At 73.9% G+C, this 22,182-nt stretch carries 18 protein-coding genes and 1 riboswitch; of the genes, 11 read left to right on the forward strand and 7 right to left on the reverse strand.

Annotation, left to right across the window (positions count from 1 at the left end; genetic code table 11):
• Positions 1–444: 444 nt before the first annotated feature.
• The 3 genes from ACFYSC_RS24975 to treZ all read left to right on the forward strand — a co-directional run bounded on the left by ACFYSC_RS24975 (position 445) and on the right by treZ (position 4,412).
• Positions 445–2,001: a polysaccharide lyase family 1 protein gene (locus ACFYSC_RS24975; RefSeq protein WP_389966126.1), complete on the forward strand. Its 1,557-nt coding sequence runs from the start codon at positions 445–447 to the stop codon at positions 1,999–2,001.
• Positions 2,002–2,260: 259 nt separating this feature from the next.
• Positions 2,261–2,506 (forward strand): hypothetical protein, encoded by a 246-nt coding sequence (locus ACFYSC_RS24980; RefSeq protein ID WP_389966129.1) that lies wholly within the window; start codon positions 2,261–2,263, stop codon positions 2,504–2,506.
• Between the two features lie 175 nt (positions 2,507–2,681).
• The gene (gene treZ / locus ACFYSC_RS24985; protein ID WP_389966132.1) at positions 2,682–4,412 is read left to right on the forward strand and encodes a malto-oligosyltrehalose trehalohydrolase; all 1,731 of its coding nucleotides are present in this window, start codon (positions 2,682–2,684) and stop codon (positions 4,410–4,412) included.
• Between the two features lie 31 nt (positions 4,413–4,443).
• Here the strand turns inward: treZ and ACFYSC_RS24990 are convergent, their stop codons facing one another.
• The gene (locus ACFYSC_RS24990) at positions 4,444–6,045 is read right to left on the reverse strand and encodes a hypothetical protein (RefSeq protein ID WP_389966135.1); all 1,602 of its coding nucleotides are present in this window, start codon (positions 6,043–6,045) and stop codon (positions 4,444–4,446) included.
• A 111-nt stretch (positions 6,046–6,156) separates the two neighbouring features.
• Between ACFYSC_RS24990 and ACFYSC_RS24995 the strand changes: the two genes are divergently transcribed.
• From ACFYSC_RS24995 to ACFYSC_RS25010, 4 genes are all read left to right on the forward strand, one after another.
• Positions 6,157–7,335 (forward strand): sensor histidine kinase, encoded by a 1,179-nt coding sequence (locus ACFYSC_RS24995; RefSeq protein ID WP_389966138.1) that lies wholly within the window; start codon positions 6,157–6,159, stop codon positions 7,333–7,335.
• A complete protein-coding gene (locus ACFYSC_RS25000) occupies positions 7,332–8,000 on the forward strand; it encodes a response regulator transcription factor (protein ID WP_389966141.1) in 669 nt (222 codons plus the stop codon). Before ACFYSC_RS24995 ends, ACFYSC_RS25000 begins: the two co-directional genes overlap by 4 nt.
• A gap of 175 nt (positions 8,001–8,175) precedes the next feature.
• The gene (locus ACFYSC_RS25005; protein ID WP_362930201.1) at positions 8,176–8,736 is read left to right on the forward strand and encodes a TetR/AcrR family transcriptional regulator; all 561 of its coding nucleotides are present in this window, start codon (positions 8,176–8,178) and stop codon (positions 8,734–8,736) included.
• Between the two features lie 89 nt (positions 8,737–8,825).
• Positions 8,826–9,857 (forward strand): SDR family oxidoreductase, encoded by a 1,032-nt coding sequence (locus tag ACFYSC_RS25010; RefSeq protein ID WP_389966145.1) that lies wholly within the window; start codon positions 8,826–8,828, stop codon positions 9,855–9,857.
• Here the strand turns inward: ACFYSC_RS25010 and ACFYSC_RS25015 are convergent.
• The 3 genes from ACFYSC_RS25015 to ACFYSC_RS25025 all read right to left on the reverse strand — a co-directional run bounded on the left by ACFYSC_RS25015 (position 9,811) and on the right by ACFYSC_RS25025 (position 13,154).
• Positions 9,811–11,268: a glycosyltransferase family 39 protein gene (locus ACFYSC_RS25015; protein ID WP_389966148.1), complete on the reverse strand. Its 1,458-nt coding sequence runs from the start codon at positions 11,266–11,268 to the stop codon at positions 9,811–9,813. The genes ACFYSC_RS25010 and ACFYSC_RS25015 overlap by 47 nt on opposite strands.
• 98 nt (positions 11,269–11,366) lie before the next feature.
• A complete protein-coding gene (locus tag ACFYSC_RS25020) occupies positions 11,367–12,047 on the reverse strand; it encodes a TenA family protein (protein ID WP_389966151.1) in 681 nt (226 codons plus the stop codon).
• Positions 12,048–12,137: 90 nt separating this feature from the next.
• Positions 12,138–12,233, reverse strand: a riboswitch (TPP riboswitch).
• 15 nt (positions 12,234–12,248) lie between these two features.
• Positions 12,249–13,154: a nitroreductase/quinone reductase family protein gene (locus ACFYSC_RS25025; RefSeq protein WP_389966154.1), complete on the reverse strand. Its 906-nt coding sequence runs from the start codon at positions 13,152–13,154 to the stop codon at positions 12,249–12,251.
• Between the two features lie 584 nt (positions 13,155–13,738).
• On the opposite strand from ACFYSC_RS25025, the gene ACFYSC_RS25030 reads away from it, so the two are divergent.
• Both ACFYSC_RS25030 and ACFYSC_RS25035 read left to right on the forward strand, forming a co-directional pair.
• Positions 13,739–14,230 (forward strand): NUDIX domain-containing protein, encoded by a 492-nt coding sequence (locus ACFYSC_RS25030; protein ID WP_389966157.1) that lies wholly within the window; start codon positions 13,739–13,741, stop codon positions 14,228–14,230.
• Positions 14,231–14,437: 207 nt separating this feature from the next.
• Entirely contained in the window at positions 14,438–15,256 is an 819-nt protein-coding gene (locus ACFYSC_RS25035; protein ID WP_362930330.1) for an NAD-dependent protein deacetylase, read from the forward strand.
• A gap of 157 nt (positions 15,257–15,413) precedes the next feature.
• Here the strand turns inward: ACFYSC_RS25035 and ACFYSC_RS25040 are convergent, their stop codons facing one another.
• Positions 15,414–16,463, reverse strand: coding sequence for a LacI family DNA-binding transcriptional regulator (locus ACFYSC_RS25040; RefSeq protein ID WP_389966160.1), 1,050 nt, complete (start codon positions 16,461–16,463; stop codon positions 15,414–15,416).
• A gap of 261 nt (positions 16,464–16,724) precedes the next feature.
• Between ACFYSC_RS25040 and ACFYSC_RS25045 the strand changes: the two genes are divergently transcribed.
• Entirely contained in the window at positions 16,725–17,636 is a 912-nt protein-coding gene (locus ACFYSC_RS25045; protein ID WP_389966163.1) for a phytanoyl-CoA dioxygenase family protein, read from the forward strand.
• 238 nt (positions 17,637–17,874) lie between these two features.
• On the opposite strand, the gene ACFYSC_RS25050 is transcribed toward ACFYSC_RS25045, so the two are convergent.
• Positions 17,875–19,209 carry an acyltransferase gene (locus ACFYSC_RS25050; protein WP_389966166.1) on the reverse strand — a complete coding sequence of 445 codons (1,335 nt, stop codon included), beginning with the start codon at positions 19,207–19,209 and terminating at the stop codon, positions 17,875–17,877.
• Between the two features lie 41 nt (positions 19,210–19,250).
• Positions 19,251–20,987 (reverse strand): serine/threonine protein kinase, encoded by a 1,737-nt coding sequence (locus ACFYSC_RS25055; protein WP_389966169.1) that lies wholly within the window; start codon positions 20,985–20,987, stop codon positions 19,251–19,253.
• A gap of 574 nt (positions 20,988–21,561) precedes the next feature.
• Here ACFYSC_RS25055 and ACFYSC_RS25060 point away from each other — a divergent pair.
• Positions 21,562–22,134: an EF-hand domain-containing protein gene (locus ACFYSC_RS25060; RefSeq protein ID WP_362930181.1), complete on the forward strand. Its 573-nt coding sequence runs from the start codon at positions 21,562–21,564 to the stop codon at positions 22,132–22,134.
• The last annotated feature ends 48 nt before the right edge of the window (positions 22,135–22,182 follow it).

Here is a 22,182-nt window from a genome sequence, read left to right on the forward strand (position 1 = left end):
GCGGCGTCTTCGAAAATATCGCCGTCGCAAACTCATTGACACCAGGAAAGCGCCGTGGTTGCGCCATGAAACTTTCATTGACCGGCAAATCCGCGACAGAACCGTTATTTGTATCGTTCCATCGAATCTCCGCACGTCAGGCTCTTCCTCGCCAGTCTTCGGCGGGACATCCCGGCGGCCTCTTCCACGGTTCCGCGCGCCGCCCGGATCGAGCGGAACGGATTTCCGGCACCCACCCTTGCCATTCCGGCGGGTACCGCTCTATTCTCGCCGGAAAGCGCTTTCCCCAATAAGAGCCACTTTGGCGGAAACGGCGCCTGCGCGCCCGAGCCCGGATCGACCGGCGGCCTGCCCGGCGACGGGCCGCCGACGTCCACGGCCCGCCGGAACACCCCGATATGCGGCGGCAGCATCCAGCGTTCAGCAACGAAAGGGACATCCATCATGAAACGACCAGTCGCGCTGCGACTCTGTGCGGCACTGGCCACGACGGCCGTCGCGGCCGCGACCGGCACGGTCCTGTCCTCGCCCGGCGCCTCGGCGGCGGCCGGCGGCGCCACCGGCTACGCGACCCAGAACGGCGGGACCACCGGCGGCGCGGGCGGACGGACGGTACGGGCCACCACAGGGACCGCGATCCACCAGGCCCTGTGCAGCCGGGCCGCCAGCAGCACCCCGATCGTCATCGAGGTCGAGGGGACCATCGACCACGGCAACACCGCCAAGGTGTCGGGCGACAGCTGCGACACCGCGGCCGGCGTGATCGAGCTCAAGCAGATCAGCAACGTCACGATCATCGGGGTCGGCGGCGGGGCCGTCTTCGACCAGCTGGGCATCCACATCCGCGACTCCAGCAACATCATCATCCAGAACGTGACGGTCAAGAACGTCAAGAAGTCGGGCTCCCCCACGTCCAACGGCGGCGACGCCATCGGCATGGAGAGCACCGTCCGCAACGTCTGGGTCGACCACGTCACCCTGGAGGCGTCGGGCGGGGAGTCGGAGGGCTTCGACGGCCTCTTCGACATGAAGGACAACACCCAGTACGTGACCCTGTCCTACAGCGTCCTGCGCAACTCCGGCCGCGGCGGCCTCGTCGGGTCCAGCGAGAGCGACCGCTCGAACGGCTTCATCACCTACCACCACAACCTGTACGAGAACATCGACTCCCGGGCACCCCTGCTGCGCGGCGGCGTCGCCCACATCTACAACAACCACTACGTGCGTCTCAACGAGTCCGGCATCAACTCCCGGGCCGGGGCCCGCGCCAAGGTGGACAACAACTACTTCAAGGACTCCCGCGACGTCCTGGGCACCTTCTACACCAGCGAGGCCGGCTACTGGCAGGCCGCCGGGAACATCCTGGACAACGTGACGTGGTCGGCCCCCGGCAGCGAGACGAACCCCGCCGGCCCCGGCATGCGGTCCACCACCACCGTCAGCGTCCCCTACTCCTACAGCCTCGACGCGGCGAGCTGCGTGCCCGGCGTCGTGAGCCAGACGGCGGGCGCGAACAAGGGGCTGAAGGTGTCGGACGGCAGCTGCTCGCCGCAGACCCCCGCCCCGACCGCCACGCCCACCTCAGGGCCGACCTCCACCCCCAGCGCCACGCCCACCACCGGGCCGACCCAGCCCGGCGGCACCAACCTCAGCCTCGGAGCCGGCTCCGACGGATCCAGCAAGGCGAGCGGGACGAGCTACGGCGACGTGCGGGACGGCGACATGGGCACCTACTGGTCACCGGCCGGCTCCACCGGCTCCATCTCGATCAAGTGGGGCTCCGCCACCGCGGTTTCCAGGATCAACATCAGGGAGGCCGCGGGTTCCACGGGCGCCATCAGGACCTGGAGGGTCCTCAACGGCGACACCGGAGCCGTGCTGACCTCCGGCAGCGGGGCGGGCGTCATCACCTTCCCCCGGACCTCGCTGCGCAAGCTCACCTTCGAGATCACCGGCTCGACCGGAACGCCGAAGGTCGCCGAGTACGAGACCTACGCCTGACGACGGCGCGGGTCCCGCCGTACGCCCGGGTCCGGAGCCACCGGTCCCGGGCGTACGGCGGGCACGGCCCCGATCCGGCATGACGAACGGCTCCGAGCGACCCCGGAGATCACCGGGAGGCTCATCCGCCGGGGTGCGGCAGGGCACGGAGAAAACCCGGTGAGGTGGCAGAACGTCACTCATCGGCATGAGCGGAATCCGGCCCAGAGGCTACGCTGAATTCACGACCAGGCGACGCGACCAGAGGAGTGAAGCCACGGTGAGCGTGGATCTCGAACATGAGCCCATTCATGACCTCGCCCGCCGGGTCATCCGACTGGCCGAGGAGACCCAGCAGGCCGCTCAGGTGCTCGAACGACGTCTGGAAGCGCTGGAACGCCGCGGCGGGGCCGCAGACAGAGCCGAACGCATCCTGAGCATCGCCGCCGACATGCGGGTTCACCTCGGTCAGAACAACCTGTCCACCGATGACCTCTACGACCCGGGCACCGGTCTACCCGCATGATCATTGATTCCAGCGCCGTCATCAACGGCGTCCGTCCTGCGGCATGCGGGGAGCCCGAGCGGGTAGGGAGAATCCGCGGCCGGTCGTGAGCCGCCCGGCGCGGCCCGTCCGCGTCCGGGAGTGGTACGGCGGGCCGCTCGCGATGTCCGGTGGCGGCTGGACCCTAGGGGGACGGGTGGGACACGGATTTCGGGTGTGGGCGCCGGCGCGTGAGCGGGTCGACCTGGTGCTCGGCGAGCGCAGGCTGCCGATGCGGCGCTCCGGGGGCGGCTGGTGGGAGCGCGCCGTCGAGGAGGCCGGGCCGGGCACCGACTACGCCTACTCACTGGACGGCGGACCGCCCCGGCCCGACCCGCGCTCGCCGTACCAGCCGTACGGCCCGCACGGCCCCTCCCGGCTGGTCGACCACGCCGCCTTCCGCTGGACCGACGACCGCTGGCGCGGGACGCCGCTGCCGGGGGCGGTGCTGTACGAGCTGCACGTGGGCACCTTCTCCCCCGCCGGAACCTTCGACGGGGTGATCGAGCGTCTCCCGCACCTGGTGGAGCTGGGCGTCGACGCGATCGAGCTGATGCCGGTGGCGGAGTTCTCCGGCGGCCGGGGCTGGGGGTACGACGGGGTGTCGCTGTTCGCCCCGCACCACGCCTACGGCGGGCCGGACGGCCTCAAACGGCTGGTGGACGCCTGCCACGCCCACGGGCTCGGCGTGGTGATGGACGTCGTCTACAACCACCTGGGGCCCTCGGGCAACTACCTGCCGGAGTTCGGCCCCTACTTCGCCGGCCGCCACACCACAAACTGGGGCGACGCGGTCAACTTCGACGGCCCCGGCAGCGACGAGACGCGCGCGTTCGTCATCGGCAACGCGCTGATGTGGCTGCGCGACTACCACGTGGACGGGCTGCGCCTGGACGCCGTCCACGCCATCGCCGACGACTCGGCCGTGCACGTCCTGGAACGGCTGGCCGAGGAGGTGGAGGCGCTGGCCGCGCACGTGCGCCGGCCGCTGTTCCTCATCGCCGAGAGCGACCTGAACGACCCCCGGTTCGTGCGGGCGCGGGAGGCCGGCGGGTACGGCCTCGACGCGGCGTGGGCCGACGAGTGGCACCACGCCCTGCACTCGGTGCTGACCGGGGAGCGCGGCGGCTACTACTCCGACTTCGGCCCGCTGTCCCTGCTCGCCAAGGGGCTGCGGCAGGCGTGGGTCTACGACGGCACGTGGTCGCCGCACCGCGGGCGGGTGCACGGCAGATCCCCGGCGGGGCTGTCCGGGCACCGGTTCGTGGTGTGCGCGCAGAACCACGACCAGGTGGGCAACAGGGCGCAGGGCGAGCGGAACCCGGCGCTGATGAGCGAGGGCCGGCTGCGGATCGCCGCCGCGCTGCTGCTCACCGCGCCCTTCGTCCCGATGCTCTTCCAGGGTGAGGAGTGGGGCGCGACGACCCCGTTCCAGTACTTCACCGACCACGAGGACCCCGAGCTCGGCCGGGCGGTCAGCGAGGGCCGCCGCCGGGAGTTCGCCGCGTTCGGCTGGGAGCCCGACCAGGTGCCCGACCCGCAGGACCCGGCCACCTTCGAACGGTCCCGGCTGGACTGGAGCGAGCGGGACAAGGAGGCCCAGGGACGGCTGCTCGACTGGCACCGGGAGCTGATCGCGCTGCGGCGGCGCGTACCGGCCCTCACCGACGGCCGGCCGGACCGGGTCCTGGCCGACTGCGACGAGGACGCCGGACTGCTGGTCGTCGAGCGGGGGCCGGTGCTGGTGGCGGTGAACCTCGGGGCGGAGACGCTGACCGTGCCGGCCCGGGGCCGCGGCGGCGTCCTGGCCTCCTCCGACCCGGGTGTCGCGCTGTCAGGGGCGGATCTGACGCTGCCGCCGGACACCGTGGCGATCCTGGAGGACTGAGACGCCGTCCGCCGCGGTCACCGTCGTGTTCTCACACAGCGGGCCGGCGCCACCGTGACGCGGCCAGGGCCATGGCCAGGGCCGCATGACCGCAGAGCACGCCCAGCCCCGCCCACCACGGCAGGGGGAAGTAGCCCTCCGACGGCACGTAGTGGGCGACCACCTGCGGGTAGCGGACGGCGGTCTGCTGTACGGCGAACCCGGCCGCCGGGGTGAGGCGCAGCGACCACCGGGCCGCCTCGTCGGGCAGCAGCGGCAACGCTCCCAGGACGTATGGGAGGATGACCGCCGACATCGCGCCGAGGACCGCCGCCCACGTGCGCCGCAGCAGCGCGCCGAGGGCGAGCGCGAGGACCGCGGTGACCGCGAACAGGACGGCGACGCCGAGGACGACCCGCGACAGGGTGAGCCAGGACACCGGGAGGACGGCGTTGCCGTTGGCGCGCAGGATCTCCGCGCCGACCGGCATCGTGACCCCGGCCGCGACCAGTCCGGCCGAGAAGGCCGCCGCGCCGGCGACGACCGCCCTGGCGGCCAGATCCCGGCCGCCGGATGGCGGGACGCCGCCGCGCGCCGTACGGACCGCGGCGGTGGTGGAGCGTGTCATGCGGGGCTCGGTGGTGACGGAACGCGCCGTGCGGGGAGCCGCGACGGCGAAGCGCGCCGCCACCGCGATGACCACCGCCAGACCGGCGGCCAGCCCGACCAGGGTGTCTTCCATGTCGTGGCCGCCCTCCGCGCCGGCCGGGCCGATGTCCCCGGACCCGGTGACGGTGAACGTGCCGTCCGCCTCGACGAGCCCGGGGGCCCGGTGGTTCCGCTCCCAGTCGGTATGGCCCATCTCGCCGACGGCGCCGTGCCGCCATCCGCCGGCCGGCGCGCCGTCGAGGCTGACGTCGTCGAAGACGGCGGTGGCCTGGGTGAAGCGCGTCTCCGTGGTACCGCCGCCCAGGCCGGTGCGCCGTACCGTCAGATCTCCGGGGGAGGTGACGAAGAGCCCGGCCTCCACCGTGCGGGGCGCTCCGGCCAGGCGAGCCGTGCCGACCCTCGTCCACCGGCGGCCGTCGGCGGATTCGTACCCGGTGACGGTGTCACCGGAGCGGACCAGGCGCAGCCAGCGCGGGGAGCGGGGGGAGACGCCTTCCGGGCGGCCGGCCGTGTCGTGGACGTAGTCGTGCTGCATCCGCACACCGTGGCCCCCGGTGACCATGAGCGCCGCGTAGGTGGAACCCTGCCCGGTGCCGTCCTTGACGATGATCCCGGCCTTCGCCCAGGGCACCAGGCCCGGGACGATCTTGTCGTGGTCCGGGGGCGGATAGGTGATGACGCCCGTCATCGAGGTCACGCGTGCGGTGATGACGCCGTTCTCGCCCAGAGGCCGGTGCACGAAGAAGAACTGGTCGCTCACCGCCCGGCCGTCCGGCCCGGCCGGATCCGTGGGACAGGCGATCTCCACGCCCCCCGCGCCGCATGAGGCGCGGTCGCCGTACGCGGTGAGCAGGCCGGGCACGATGACGGCCAGCGCCGCCGCGATCATGGCGATCACCCGGCCCCGGCTGCGGAATACGGCCCACTCCCGGCGCACGGCGGACGTGACAGGTGACATGGCGGTGGTTTCGTCGGTTGACGTCATGCGGCCGGTTCTACGGCTCCGCGCCCGACACCGCGCGAACCGCCGCCGTCATGCCGTTGTTATGCGCGACGGGGCATCCTGGTGGTCCGCACGTCACCGGGGAGAGGACCGATGGGCAAGCCGCGAGGTCTCACGCTGAGGGGCCGGACCGTACGGCAGCGCTTCACCGTCATGTACGCCGCGCTGTTCCTGGCCTCCGGGACCGCCCTGCTGACCATGACGAATCTGCTCGCCGTGGGGTGGCGGGCGTCCCGGGCCGCCCCCGGGACGCCCGATCCTCAGTCTGATCTCACGGCCCTCCGGGGGCACGTCGAGCGGCTCCAGGCACAGCTGGCGGACGTCCACGTGACGCAGTCGCGGCAGCTCCTGGCGGGCTCCCTGATCGCGCTGGCGGTGATGGGGGCGGTCTCCGTCCTGCTCGGCGGGATCGTCGCCGGCCGGGTGCTGCGTCCACTGCGTACGATCGCCTCGGCCACCCGGCGGATCTCCGCCAACAACCTGCACGAGCGGCTGGCGGTACCGGGCCCCGCCGACGAGGTCAAGGACCTCGCGGACACCGTCGACGGGCTGCTGGAGCGCCTGGAGGCGTCCTTCGCCGCCCAGCGCCGGTTCGTGGCCGACGCCTCCCACGAGCTGCGCACGCCGCTGGCGACCATGCGGGCGTCGCTGGACGTGGCCGCGGCCAAGCCGTCGGCGACGTCCCAGACGGTCGCGCTGACCGATCGCCTCCGCACCGAGCTCGACCGGATCGACCACCTCCTGGAGGGTTTCCTCCTGCTCGCCCGCGCGCAGCACGGCGCGCTTCCCGGCCGGGCGCCGGTCTCGCTCGCCCGGCTGCTGTCCGAGGCGCTGACCGGCCGCTCCGCGGCCATCGCGGCGAAGGACCTGACCGTCCACGCCGACACGGGGGACGGCGCGTGGACCCGGGGCAGCCCGGTTCTGCTGTCCCGGGTGGCGGAGAACCTGATCGACAACGCGGTGATCCACAACCGGCGCGGCGGCTGGATCCGGGTGGCGACCACGACGGCGGGTTCCTCGGCGCGGCTCGTCGTGGAGACGGGCGGGGCCGTCCTCGACCAGGAGCACGTCGCCCGGCTCACCGAGCCCTTCCGGCGGCTCGCCGCGGACCGGACCGGATCGGAGGCCGGTTCCGGCCTCGGCCTGTCGATCGTCGCGGCCGTCGTCGGCGCGTACGGCGGACGTCTGGAGTTGCTCGCCCGGCCGGAAGGCGGCCTGCGGGTCGCCGTCTCGGTGCCGTCCGCGCCCGCGCCGGCGGGTGCCGCCGTATGAGGATCCTGGTCGTCGAGGACGCCCGCGCGCTGGCCGACGTCCTGGCGGAGGGTCTGCGCGACCGGGGCATGGCCGTGGACACGGCCCACGACGGTCTGGCCGCCGCCGCCAAACTCGATCTCAACGCCTACGACGTGGTCGTCCTCGACCGCGACCTGCCCGGCATCCACGGCGACACGCTCTGCCACATGATCACCGAACGCGCCGACCGCCCCATGGTCCTGATGCTCACCGCGGCCGGCTCACCGGGGGACAGGGTCAGCGGCCTGACCCTGGGAGCCGACGACTACCTCGCCAAGCCGTTCCACTTCCCCGAACTCGTCCTGCGGATCCAGGCCCTGGCCCGGCGACGCCCTTCCGCCCGCCCGCGGACGCTGCGCGCGGCCGGCATCGAACTCGACGCCGCACGCCACGTCGCCATCCGCGACGGCCGTCCCCTCGATCTCTCGCCCAAGGAGTTCGCCCTCCTCGAAGCCCTCCTGAGCGTCGCCCCCGCTTTCCTCAGCGCCGAGGCCCTCCTGGAGCGGGTCTGGGATGAGAACGCCGACCCCTTCACCAACACCGTGACCGTGACCGTCGGCCGTCTGCGCCGCAAGCTGGGTGACCCGTCACCCATCACCACGAGACCCGGCGTGGGCTACCGCATCACCGATCCGGCGGGTTAGCGCGGGCCGGCGCCGCCCGGACCCGGGAGGGGAACGGGGCCGGACGGCACGGCGCGGAATCGGGCGGCGGACCACGGGACCGGGCGCCGGCCGTGCCGTGGGCGGAAGGGTCACCCATCGGTTCCGCCTGTCCGTGCCCTTGCCAAGAATCGGCAGACCGGTCTATTTTCATCCCGTGGGTCAGAAAGGTGAGGAGACGCGCGGACGCCTGCTGGACGCCACCCGGGACCTGATCGAGACCGGGGGCTACTTCGGGACCGGGCTGAACCAGGTGATCGCGGCCAGCGGCACGCCCCGGGGCTCCCTGTACTTCCACTTCCCCGGCGGCAAGGACCAGCTGGTCGGCGAGTCCGTACGGCGGGCGGGCGAGGAGATCGGCCTGGCGCTGCGCGCGCTGGCGGAGTCGTCGTCCGGCACCCGCGGCATGGTCGCCGGGATGCTGGCGTTCCTGGGCGACCGGCTGGAGGAGTCGGGGTGGCGCAAGGGCTGCCCGGTGGCGACGGTGGCGCTGGAGACGGCGGCCACGAGCGACCCGCTCCAGCGGGTCTGCGCCGAGGTCTACGACTCCTGGGAGGAGGGGCTGCGCCGGCGCCTGGCCGCCGAGGGGCATCCCGAGCCCGCCGACACCGCCGTCACCGTCCTCGCCCTGATCGAGGGCGCGCTGCTGCTGGCCAGGGCCCACCGGAGCCGCGACCCGCTGGAGCGCGTCGCCCGCCGGATCGAGGCGCTGCTGTAGCCCGGACACCGTCCCGCGAGGGCCCGCTTCCCGGCGGGCCTTCTTTTCGGCCAAAAAATATGTAGACCGATCTATTTACAAGGAGTGTCATGACCTCTCATCCGCCCGACTCGGTCGTCTTCGGCGCCGCCGGCTTCATCGGACGGTCCCTCGTCGCCGAGCTGCTGCGCCAGGGACGCCGGGTGGCCGCCGCGGTGCGCGGGCCGGGAGACCGGCTGACCTCACGGCTGGCCGGGCAGGGGGTGGACACCGCGGGACTGACCGTCGTCACCTGCGACATCACCGCGCCGGGGCTGGGGATCACCGGCCTTTCCGGGGTCCGCGACATCTACAACACCGCCGCCCGCTTCGCCTTCGGCATGGACGTGGCGGAGGCGCGGCTCGCCAACGTCACCGGCGCGGTCAACGTGACCGAGTGGGCCGCGGCCCGGACCGGCCTGCGCCGCCTGGTCCACGTCAGCGGCTACCGCGTCAGCGGGGTGGAGCCGGACTACCGGAGGCTGGGCGCGTACGAGGCGTCCAAGGCCGAGGGGGACGCGGCGGTCCGCCGCCGGGCCCGCGAGCTGGACGTCCCCCTGACGATCGTCAACCCCGCCACGGTGATCGGTCCCGGCCAGTTCATCGGCCTGGCCTCGCTGGTCCACGACCTGTGGCGGGGGCGGCTGCCGCTCCTGCCCGGCGGCCCCGGCGTCTTCGTCCCGGTCGTGGACGCCGGCCACCTCGCCCGTTTCATGGCCGCGGTTCCCGAGCACGAGGAGACAGCGGGCAGGGCGTACTGGGTGCTCGACGACGACACGCCCGAGCTGCCGGAGCTGGTCGCGCTGCTCGCCTCCCACCTGGGGGTTCACGCCCCGCGCCGGTCGATCCCGGTCTGGCTGCTGCGGCGGCTGCCCCGGGCGCTGACCGGGGCCGACCCGGAGACGCTGTCGTTCCTGTCGGGCGACCGCTACGACACGGCCCCGGCGCGGGCCTTCGCCGAGCGGGCGGGGCTGCGCATGCCGCCGGTGGAACAGGCGCTGCGGCGCTGGGCCGACGATCTGGTGGCCGCCCGCTTCGGCGCCGGTACGGCCGGCACTACCGGCGGGCGGCGCGCGGGGGGCGTTCGAGCAGGAGGACGGTGACGCCGCGCAGCGGCCAGGTCCGGGTCACGGTGAACCGCTCCCTGAGCAGCGTGTCGATCTTGGGGATCATCGCCGGGGCCACGCCGTTCCTGGACGGCAGCGCGGTCCCGGGGCGGACCGCCCGTCCGAAGTCGCTCCGGACGAGCCAGACCCGCTCCCCCGCCGCGTCGCCGGAACGCCTCTCGGGCGGCATGGCCCCGTAACGGGTCAGGCCCTGGCGTGCCCAGGGCACCACGTAGACGGTCCGGTCGCCGACCTCGCGCTGCGCGGCGACGATCCCGGCGGCGACGCGGTAGCTCACCTGGTGCCCCGGCTCGGTGCGCAGCAGGACCTGCTGCCGGGCCCCCAGCGCCACGGCCGCGCAGAGCCCGGCCACCAGTACGGCACGCGGCAGGCGGGCCGCCCCCAGCCCGGCGAGCAGCGCGAAGGCGGGCGCGGCGAACAGGACGTACCGGGAGCTGTACACCGGGGTGACCAGGTGGGACACCGCGACCAGGACCGGCATCGGCAGCACGCCCCACACCACCGCCCCCGCGGCGAAGGCCCGGAGCGCGGGATCACCCGCGGGCGGCCCGGCGGCCTCCCGGTCGCCGTTCCCCCGCCTTCCCCGCAGGAGCAGGACCGCCGCCGAGACCAGCCCGGCCAGGGCGACGGCCCAGCCGAGGAGCACGGCCGGCAGGTCCCCCGGCTCGGGCTGCGGCTGCCAGCCGGTGATCGCGCTGCGGACCAGGACGACGTTCTCCCATCCCGGCGCCTCCAGCCAGTTGACCTGCCCCACCTGCCCGGCCGAGATCGCCGCGACGGCGAGCGTGACCGGCGAGCCCAGCGCCAGCCACCGCAGGCAGCGCCGGGAGACGACCAGGTGGGCCGGGAGGGACAGCACCGCGAAGAGATGCGTGCAGGGCAGCAGCGCGACGGACAGGACATAGCGGCCCCAGCGCCCGGTCTCCAGCGCCCGGTGCAGGCACCAGAAGGAGAAGACCGCGGCGGCGACGGCCAGCGTGTACGGCCTGGCCTCCTGCCCGAAGCGGGAGATCGCCGGCAGCGCGAGCAGGACGGCTCCCGCGACCACTCCGGCGCGGACGCCTCCGAGCCGGCGGCCCAGATCGGCGAGCAGCCCGGTGGCGGCGGCCACCGCCAGCGCGGAGGGCAGCCGCAGCCACCAGTCGGCCGTGCCCGCCCGGGACCAGACGTACATCAGCAGGTAGTACGGCAGGAACACCGCGTCCCGTTCGCGGAGCGTCTCCCACAGCGTGTCCCAGGAGGTCACGGTCTGCGCGGTCGCCAGCTCGTCGGCCCACATCGAGGGGGCCCAGGAACCCGCGACCGTCAGCGCCAGCGCCACCGCCGCGAGGAGCAGCGGCAGCCACACCGGGGAGGCGGCCCGCCCGGCGCGGCCCCGGCGACCCACGCGATCCGCACTGTGCCCGCCGTCCGGACGGACCCGGTCTCCGGGGCGGGCGGGGTGACCCGTTCGGGGCTCGCCGTCCGGGCGAGGCTCCCGGCCGGCTATCCGAGCCACTGCCGGGTGGGCCAGGTCTCAAGCCGCCACGCGCTGTCCCAGAACATCCACTCGTACTCCGTCGCGCGGCGGAACGCCTCGTCCATGGCCTGGCGCGTCTCGGGGCCGGCGGCCCCGGCGAGCCGGTCGGTGATCGCCCTGATCTGCTCGACCGAGGCGGCGAAAGACTCGTCGGAGTAGGTGTCGATCCACGCCCGGTACGGGTGGCCGGCCACGCCCGCCGTACGGGCGAGGAGCGCGGTGCCGACGTCCTGGTACACCCAGAAGCACGGCAGCACCGCGGCGGCGAGCACGGGCAGGGGCTCCGCGAGGGCGGTCGCCTGGAGGAACGACGCGTAGGCCAGGCACGTCGGCGAGGTGGGGACCGCCGCCTCCTCCTCGGCGCTCACCCCGAACTCCTCCAGGTAGGAGGCGTGCAGGCCGCGCTCGACGGCCAGCGCCGTGTGCGCGCTCCGCGCGAAGAACATCGCGTCGCCGGGGTCGGCGGACCGCACCGAGGCCGCCGCCAGCGCCTTGGAGAACGCCGCCAGGTAACGGGCGTCCTGGACCATGTAGAACGCGAAACGCTCCCGGTCGAGGGTGCCGTCGCCGAGGGCGGCGTTGAACGGGTGGTCGTGGATCGCCTTGAGCAGCGTGGCGGTACGCGCCCAGATCTCCTCGCAGAACATCGTGTCCCCTCACTCACCGGGTCTCGGGGAGGGCGGGAGCCCGCGGGAGACCCGCGGGCGCCGCGCGCCGCGGCCGGCCGCGCCCGGGGACACGACCGGCGGTGACGTCCCTCCGCTAGTACGAACTAGGTCAGGTTCAACGGGTGTGATCTCAGCCCGGCGCACCGGGCACCCCGCGTCGCGGTAAACCGTAACAGAGCCTCAGGAGGCGGGCGGGACGGGAGGGAACGGCATCTCGGCCAGGACGGGGAGCAACGACTCCTCCTCATGGTCGAGGTGCGCGCTCAGCTCCTCCGACAGCCGGTCCAGCTCGGCGCGGAAACGGTCCGGGTCGTCGGCGGCGATGCCGTCCAGCAGGACGACCAGCTCGGCCTGGATGCGGGCGACCGTACGGTGCTCCTCGCGGAGCCGGTCGACGACGTCGCGCAGACGGGGGTGCCGGGCGGCGAGCATGGGGAGCATGTGCGCGTCCTCGTGGCCGTGGTGGGCCTCCAGGGACTGGCAGAACGCCAGGCAGTGCTGCCGCAGTTGCAGCCCCAGCCCCGGCGCGGGCGGCTCGCCCGGCCCCCGGTGGGCCGCCCGCGCGGCGAAGTGGGCGTCGGCCTCGGCGCGCACGTGCCGCAGCTGCGAGCGCAGCCAGGCGTGGATCCGCAGGAGCACGGCGGCGAGGTCGGTGACGTCGTGCGGGTCCTCGTCGGGCCCGGAGCGCCGCAGCATGACGACCGGCAGGGACCGCTCGACGCGGGCCTGGTAGTCGGCGTAGCCGGGGGCCGCGCGCACGGCGTGCTCGAACAACCGGTCCCGCTCCTCGCCCTCGGCGGGGACGGCGATCGCCCACTGCGTCTCGGTGCCGATCTCCACCCGCACCATGGGGTGGGCGAGCAGGTTGTGGTACCAGGCGGGGTGGCGGGGCGCGCCGCCGGCGGACGCGACGACCAGCAGCAGGTCGTCGTGGCGGACGTAGGCCAAGGGGACGGTGTGCTCGGCGCCGGACCGCGCGCCGGTGGTGGTCAGCAGGAGGAGGTCGCCACCCTCGAAGGGGCCGCCGACCTTCCCGCCGTTGGCCCGGAACTCCTCGATGATCGACTGGTTGAAGGACATGGGCATGCGGCGTGGGGGCCTTTCTCTCATGAGAACGCGAAGGTCGGGAACGCTGGGGTACTGCTGGGGTGCTGAGGACGCGCGGGTACGCGTGAGGAGACATGCGGAACCGCCCCGGACGACGTACGGGACCACCCCGGACGACATGCGGGACCTCGGCGGTCGCGGCGACGGCGTGCGGTGGAGGCCGGGGACGGCCGGAGTCACAGAGGCCGGAGGCGACCGGCGCACGGCAGGTGGCGCGCGGGGACGTCCGGTACGGCGCGGCGACGCCCGGTACGGCGCGCGGCGACGGTTACGTCAGATGCGGGACGCGGAGTGTGACCTCATGGCGGGATCCCTTCTGGAAGGTGCTCACCCGGCAGCCGACCGGCCCATCGCTCTTGGCCGGCGCCACGTGGCACGCCGACCATTACAACCATTCGGCGGTCGCCTGTCAACGGGACGATCACCTGAGCGGACTCCGGGTTCCCCGTGTCCGGGCGGCGGTCGTACGGCATCGGGCTCCCGGTCCGGCGACCGTGTCCGGGCGCGGCCGCACGGCATCGGGCTCCCGGTCCGGCGGCGGGACGGCCCGGTAGCCTCACCGCGTGACGACGACCAGGAACTCGCACTGCTCCTTCTGCGGCGCGGCCTACGCCCCCGGCCAGCCGTGGCCGCGGACCTGCCCGGCCTGCGGGAACACGAGCTACCTCAACCCGCTGCCGGTGGCGGTGATGCTGCTGCCGGTGGACGACGGACTCCTCGTGGTCCGCCGCGGCGTCGAGCCGCGCCTCGGGAGCCTCGCGCTGCCCGGCGGTTTCATCGACCTGGGCGAGTCGTGGCAGCAGGCGGCCGTCCGGGAGCTGCGGGAGGAGACGGGAGTCGTCGTCGACGCGGCCGATGTCCGGCTGTTCGACGTGCACAGCGCCCCGGACGGCACCGTGCTGGTCTTCGCCCTGGGGCCGCGGATCGGCGCGGCCGGGCTTCCGCCGGTCACACCCACCGCCGAGACCACGGAGTGGCTGGTCGCCGACGGCCCCCGGGAGCTGGCGTTCCCCCTGCACACGCGGGTCATGGCCGAGTACTTCGCCACCGGGTGACGCGCCGCCGGGCGATCCTGGCGGGTGCCGGGTGTGGTCCGGGCAGCCACGGGCGTGAGGCACCATGAAGGGGTGACGTGGAAGGTGGACGAGGGCCCCGGCGTCCCGACCGACGCCCTGCCCGGCACTCCGGGCGAGGCACCGGACGGCGACCGTAACCGCGGGCCGGCCGGTGCCCCGGACGGCGCGGCGAACCCCCGGTTCCGCATGCTCGCCGACCTCGTCGCCGACGGCGACGTGGTGGTGCTGAGCGGGGCCGGCCTGTCGACGGAGTCCGGCATCCCCGACTACCGCGGGGAGACCGGCCGCAGACGCCGGGCCGAGCCGATGACGTACCAGACGTTCGTCGGCAGCGCCGCGGCCCGGAGGCGATACTGGGCGCGCAGCCACCTGGGCTGGCGGCACATCGCCGACGCCCGCCCCAACGCCGGTCACCGGGCGGTCGCCGGTCTGCAGGAGCGCGGGCTGGTCGGCGGGATCATCACCCAGAACGTCGACGGCCTGCACCGCTCCGCCGGAGCGCGGGACGTGATCGAGCTGCACGGCGGCCTCGACCGCGTGCGCTGCCTGTCCTGCGGCCGGCGGACGTCCCGCCACGAGCTCGAACGACGCCTGGAAGAGGCCAACCCCGGCTGGTACGCGCACACCCGGACCGCCGTGATCAACCCCGACGGCGACGCCGTGCTCGACGACGACCTGATCGACGCCTTCCGGATCGTCGACTGCCGTGACTGCGGCGGCGTCCTCAAGCCCGACGTGGTGTTCTTCGGGGAGAACGTCCCCGCTCCCCGCGTCCAGGAGTGCTACGAACTGGTCGAGCGTGCGGGTCTCCTGCTGGTCCTCGGGTCCTCGCTGACCGTGATGTCGGGCTACCGGTTCGTACGGCGCGCCGCCGGGCACGGCATCCCCGTCGCGATCGTCAACCAGGGTCCGACCCGGGGCGACGGCGACGCCCTCCTGACGCTCGACGCGCCGCTCGGCCCCACCCTCACCGCTCTGGCCGCCGGGCTGGGCCCGGCACGGTGACACCCGGCCCGGCGTGTCCAAGCCCGGGCCGCCGTGTCCAAGCCCGGGCCGCCGTGTCCAAGCCCGGGTCGCCGTGTCCAAGCCCGGGTCGCCGTGTCCAAGCCCGGGTCGCCGTGTCCAAGCCCGGGTCGCCGTGTCCAAGCCCGGGTCGCCGTGTCTAGGCCCGGGTCGCCGCGCGGCGGCCGGCCGTACTCTCCCGGACCACGAGCCGGTGGGCCGCCACGATCCTGCGCGCCGGCCGCGGCTCCTCGGGCGCCGCGCCGCGCGCCGGTCGCCGCAGCCGGTCGGCCAGGCAGGACAGGGCCTGTCTGGCGATCTCCGGCTTGTCGGGGGCGATGGTGGTGAGGGACGGGGTGGCGTACCGGCCGTCCTCGATGTCGTCGAACCCGCAGACCGCGAGATCCCCCGGTACGGCCAGGCCGTGCTCCAGCGCCTCCCGCAGCGCGCCCAGCGCGAGCTGGTCGCTGAAGCAGAACACCGCGTCCGGGGCGTGCCCCTCCTCCAGCAGCCACCGCATCGCCCGCGCGCCGTCGGCGCGGTGCAGGGCGGTCACCGGCACCTCCAGCGCGGGGTCGCGGGGGATCCCGGCGGCGTCCAGCGCCTGCCGGTAGCCGGTCACCCGCTGCTCCGCCGTGCCGTTGGCCAGGTGCGGCTGCACGCCGACGGCCGCGATCCGGCGGCGGCCCAGTTCGATCAGGTGCCGGGTGGCGTCGGCGGCGGCCGCGACGGAGTCCACGCTCACGTGGTCGATCAGCCCGGCGGCGTCCTGCTCGCCGAGCAGGACCAGCGGCACGGCGTCGGCGCGCCGCCGCAGGTCGGCCGGGGACAGGCTCCAGGGGCTCATGATCAGTCCGTCGACGATCTGCCCCTGCATGTCGTCGAGCAGCCGCCGCTCGCGGTCGGGGTCGCCGTCGGTCTGGTCCACGAGCAGCGTCCAGGAGTGCTCCTGGGCCTCCTGGACCAGCAGGGACGCCAGCTCGCCGAAGTACGGCGAGTCGATCTCGGGGATGACCAGTCCGATCAGTCCCGACCGGCCGGCGCGCAGCTGACGCGCCGCCGCGTTGGGGCGGTACTGCAGCTCCTCCAGCGCCTGCCGCACCCGGCGGCGGGTCTCCGGGGCGACCAGCGGGAAGTCGTTGACCACGTTCGACACCGTGCGCACGGACACCCCGGCCCGCGCCGCCACGTCCTTCAGGCTCGCACCCACGGCTCCGCCTCCCCTCCCGCTCACCGGCCGCGCCCGCGCCGCCGTGTCCGGCCCGGTCCGGAACGGGCCGGTCCCGCTCCCGCGCGGCGCCGTCCCGGCGGTCCACCGCCGCGCCGCTCCCGTCGCCGCACGGCGCCGCTCCACCGCCGCGCACTTCCGGTACGGCGGGCCGCGACCGGACGACCTTGATCCAGCTAATCACTCTTGCAACGTTGCAAACAACGGGAGAGGATGATCCGGAACCGGCCGAGGAGGAGGACCATGGCGGAGACGACGAACCCCGTGCCCGCGCGGGATCGGGAATCGGCGGCGGACCGGCGGCCGGAGGCCGTCCCGGAGGGATGGCGGAACGCCGGGGTGAGCGAGGCCGACGTCGCGACCGCGCTCGGCGACCTCCACCGCGACGGGATCACCGCCCGCGCGGGCGCCTTCACCGCCGAGTGGGCCGACCGGATGCGGGAGGACATCGACACGGCGTTCCGCGAGGCGCTCGCCCGTCCGAGCGGCGCGGTGGGACGCGGCCCCAACCGCTACTACGTCGAGATCCACCCCGAGCAGATGCGCGGCTTCGTCGACCTGGTCACCCACCCGTGGGTCACCGCGGTCTGCGAGGCGGTGCTCGGCCCCCGGTACGAGATCGTCGAGCTGGGCTTCGACGTGCCCCTGCCCGGGGCGGTCGGCCAGCCCTGGCACCGCGACTTCCCGATGCCCGAGGAGACCAGGGCGCACCGGCGGCTCACCTCGCTGGCGTTCAACCTGACCGCCGTGGACACCGAACCGGACATGGGGCCGTTCGAGATCGCCCCGGGTACGCAGTGGGACCACGGCGAATCGTTCGAGCACGGCATGTTCCCGCCCCGTGACGCCTATCCCCGCTACCAGGAACGCGCGGTGCGGAAACATCCGCGGCGCGGCGACGTCTCGGCCCGCTCGGCGCTGACCGTCCACCGGGGCACGGCCAACCACTCGGCCAGGGACCGCCCGGTGCTCGTCCTGGGCGTCGACGCCCCCGGCGCGGGCAACGCCGAGCGCCACGACATGGCGGTCACCCGCGGCTACCGGGACGCCCTGCCCGCCCTGGTGCGCGACCATCTGCCCTGCCCCGTGGTGGACGAGCTGCGGCCGATCGTCCAGAAGCACACGATCGAGGGCCTGGTGATGGGCGAGGCCTGAACGCGGCCCCGGCCGGATCCGGCCCCGCCCGCGGAGCCGTACGGCGGCGGCGACCGCGTAGGCCCCACGGCCGCCGGATCCGGCGCCCCCGCCGGCCGTGTCCCGGGAGCCGCATTCCGGTGGCCTCGTCCTGGGGGCGCGTTCCGGGGGCCGCATTCCGGGGGCCGCATTCCGGGGGCCGCGTTCCAGGGGCCGCGTTCCAGGGGCCGCGTTCCAGGAGCAGCGTCCCGGTGGCCGGTCACGACCCCGGGCGTCTCCGGAGGAACCGGAGCAGGCCCGCCCCGGCGAGATACGCCAGGAGCATCGGGACGGGCAGGCGGGCCGGGAGCGTCACGGCGGCGCCGAGCAGTCCCCCGGCCGCCAGCGCCGCGCCGGCGACCGCCGCGACGGCGCGCGGGACCCCGCTCGCGGGCCCGTCCGCGCCGGGGACCGGCCCGGCGCGCCGTTCGACCCGGCCGAACACCGCGACGAGGACCGCCAGGACCACGAGCAGGCACGCGATCCAGGGCAGGCGGAGCAGCAGCCACGACGCCGAACCGGCGGGCGGCTGCGGCATCAGGCCCGCCGGGTAGAGCGCGACGGCCGCGACCACGACGGCGGTCAGGTGCCAGAGGAAGACGGTCATGATCACGGAGTTGACCCCCACCACGACCGCCCACGGGCGGGCGCGCCGGAGCCGGCGGTCGGCGGGACCGTGCAGGAGCAGGGCGAGCCCGGTCTGCGCGGTCGCCAGGGCCAGCAGGGCGAGGGTCGGCGGAGAGGTGTTCTGCAGCCGCTCGCCGGGGACCGCCACCATGCTGACCGGGTACGGCCCCACCGTGGTGAGCAGCACCAGGACCGCGAGCCCCCCGGCCGCCATCGGCAGGGCCACCGTACGGCGGGCCGGCAGCGCCCCCTCCCGCCAGGCGATGCCGAGCTGGTGGATCGCCAGCCAGGCGAAGACGAAGCCGGCCTGGCCGAGCAGCGGCGGGCCGGACCGGAGGCGGACGGCGTCGCCCAGCCCGACCAGCGCGGCGAGCACGACCGGCACGGCGAGCCCCGCCCGGCGGTGCAGCGCGAGCATCACCGGCGTCAGGAGGACCACCGCGAGGTAGGCGACGAGGAACCACAGCGGCATGACGGCGAGCCACACGCCCGTGGCGACCGTCCCCTCTCCGGCCCCGAGGAGGACGGCGAGGAGCGCCACGGCGCTCAGCGTGAGGAGGAACACCGTGGTGGGGCGGATCAGCCGGTCGGTGCGGCCGAGGAACCAGCCCGTGGCGGTGCCGCCCCGCCGCCGGTAGGAGTCGAGAGAGGCGGCGTTCACGAAGCCGCCCACCAGGAAGAACACCGGCATGACCTGGAACGCCCAGGTCAGCGGACGGGTCCAGGGGACGGCCGCCAGGACGGTGTCGCCGCCGAACCCGCCGTGGTAGGTCACCACGACGGCCAGCCAGTGGCCGAGCACCACCGCGAGGATCGCGACGGCGCGCAGCAGGTCGAGGTGGCGGTCGCGGTGCGGCGGCGTCCGCTCCGCGGCCAGTCGGATCGCCCGGACGACGGCCCGGGGGCCGCGCAGCAGCGCAACGCACACGGCCGGTCCTCCCGTCAGGTCGCCATCGGATCGCCGTCAGGTCACCCGGGAGCCTGGAGTGTGTAGCAGTAGTTGGACTTGTTCTTGAACCGGTGGAACGCGTCCGGTTTCCGGTATCGCCATCGGCAGCCCTCGTCGAGCCGGTCGCCGGTCAGGTACATGGTCCCGCCCTTCCTTTTGACGCAGTAGGCGCCCGGGCGGGGGGTCTCCCGGTACTCCACCCATTCCCAGCCCAGCTTGACGCAGTACTGCGTGAAGTGGCCGGGGCCGAGTTCGGCGTAACGGCGCTCGGGCGGCCGGGACAGCGACGGCTTCGGCGACTTCGGCGATTCCGATTCCGGCGGGGAGGGCGGGACGGTGGTCTCGGGCGGCCTCGGCCGGTCCCGGCCGCCCGGTGTGCGGGTGGCCGTGGGGTGATCACTCACCCGGGGCCGGGGGGCACGCGTCGGCGGGGGCGGTGAGGTCCGTGGGGACCTCTCCGGGGCGGTCGCGGAAGTCGCCGTGCTGTGGAACTCCTCGGCGGGAGAACCCGTACCGAGGTCGGCGGGCGCCTCCGGCGTGACCTCCGCGGCCGCGGCCCGTGAGGTCCGGACCGCGCCGGAACCCGCTCCGGCGGAGTCTCCGCGGGGCAGCAGTACGACGCCCGCGGCCCCGGCCGCCGCCGCCGCGGCCACCGCCGCCGCGGCCACCGCCGCGACGGCGACGGCCACGCGTGGCGCGCGCCGTCCTCCCCGCGTGGCCGGGGGCCGTGTGCCCGCCGTCCCCGCCGTGCCCGCCGTCCCGCCGGACGCGGTCGCGCCGTAAGGCGGGCCCGCCGGAACCGGCCCGCCCGGGACCGGGAGGCCGCCGGAGGCCGTCCCGTGCCCTCCAGGCCCCCGGCGCCCTCCCTGCCCTCCCGGTTCTCCGTGTCCTGCGTGCGCTTCGTGTCCTCCGTGTCCTCCGCGCACGAGGCGGGCGAGGATCTGCTGGGCCGTCGGCCGCCGCGCCGGATCCTTGGCGAGGCATTCGCGGAGGAGATCGAGCAGGGGCTGCTCGATCCCGTCCAGGACGGGCTCCTCGTTCAGGATCCGGTTGATGATCACGGGGATGGAGTCGTTGCCGAACGGCGGGCGGCCGATGGCGGCGAAGGCCATGGTGGAGGCCCAGGCGAACACGTCCAGGGGCAGACCCGGCTCGCTCGCGTCGAGTTGCTCGGGCGCCATGTAAGCGGGCGTTCCCACGATCCCGCTGGTCATCGTGCCGGTCGCGGCGAGGGAACGGGCGATGCCGAAGTCGATGACCCGCGGGCCGTCCGGGCCGAGGAGAACGTTCTGCGGTTTGAAGTCCCGGTGGACGACGCCCGCGTCGTGCAGGGCGACCAGCGCGGTGGCCGTGCCGACGGCGAGGCGTTCGAGGGCGCTGCCCGAGCGCGGTCCCTCGGTGACGACCACGTGCTGCAGCGACGGGCCCGGGACGTACTCGCTGACGAGGTAGGGGCGCATGCCGTACAGGCCGAAGTCCAGGACCTGCGCCGTGCAGAACCGGGCGACCCGCTTGGCGAGCTCCGCCTCGCGTACGAGGTCGTCGTGCACGGAGGGTTCCCCGCCCACCCGGGCGTGGTAGAGCTTGACCGCCACGCGGAGGCCGGAGCCCGTCCCCGGGGGATCCGCGGGCTCCGCGAGCTCCGCGAGCTCCGCGAGGTAGACGGCGCCCTGCCCGCCTTCGCCGATCCTGCCTATGACGCGGTAGGGGCCGAGCACCGTGGGATCGCCCGGCTCCGGGGGATGGACATCCGACATCTGCCTCCGGCACCTTTCCGTCGACCGGCGAACGTACGAATCGTAAAACCCCCGGCGGGAAGGAACAGCTCTCCCGCCGGGGCGGGCTTCACCCGCTGCGGCCGTGTTCGCCGGTCATGGCGGGTTTTACGGATATGACGGCGACGCGATGTCCGGCGTGGCTTCGAGGGCCCGGCCCGGTGGACGCGGCCCCGGCGAACCGGCCCGGTCCCCCTTCCGGCCTTCCGGCCTTCCGACGCGACGCGGACAGCGCAACGCGGACGACACGACACGGACGGCACCGCATGGACGGCGCGCCACGGCGCGGGCGACCCGCCGGGCGACATATACCTTATTGGGCCCATTTACCCTGAACACCTTAAGTGCTATATAAGAAATATGCCGGAAAAGCAATTGAGAACGCCCCCGAACATCAGATCAACCGCCGTTCCGCAATACTCCCCCGAGTTTCTCTTCTCTGGCCGCACGGCCAGAATTCCCCCTCTGCGCGGATGAAGAAATGACATCCGGATCACACAAGAATGTCAGAGCAATCATTTGGGGCAGGGGGTGCCCAGAAAAGAAGGAGAAACCGATGGAACTGAACGGCAACCAGCTCCTCAACCGCAAGATCGACGTCTGCTTCGGGCACGGCGACCAGAACGGCGACGGCATCCTGGAGCCGGCCGACGCCCTGGCCCTGGCGGCGCGCATCATCGCCTACCTGGGCGAGCCCTTCAATTCCCCCAAGGCGCAGGCGCTGCTGGACGCCTTCGAGAACTTCTGGAAGCACGTCTCCGCCCGCATGGACACCAACCAGGACGGCAAGGTCACTCCCCTGGAGTGGCGCACCGGGATGATCGGCGCGTTCGCCGGTGACTCCAAGGCGTTCGACGAGGGGTTCCGCCCCCTGGCCGAGGCCCTGTGGAGCATCTGCGACCGGGACGACGACGGGACGGTCGGCCCCAACGAGTTCGCTGCCTTCCAGCGAGCCTTCGGCACGTCGCCGGCCAACAGCAGGATCGCCTTCGACAAGCTCGACACGAACAAGAGCGGCACGCTCTCGGTGGAGGAGCTGCTGGCCGCCTGGCAGGAGTACTACACCAGCCCCGACCCACAGGCCGCCGGCAACTGGCTCTTCGGTGACATCTGGGGCGACGAGGCCTAGAACGGCCCGCGCGTGAAGCTCTGACCGGACCGGGACGGGTCCCCGGCG

Source organism: Streptosporangium sp. NPDC004379, assembly GCF_042873875.1.
GTDB lineage: Bacteria > Actinomycetota > Actinomycetes > Streptosporangiales > Streptosporangiaceae > Streptosporangium.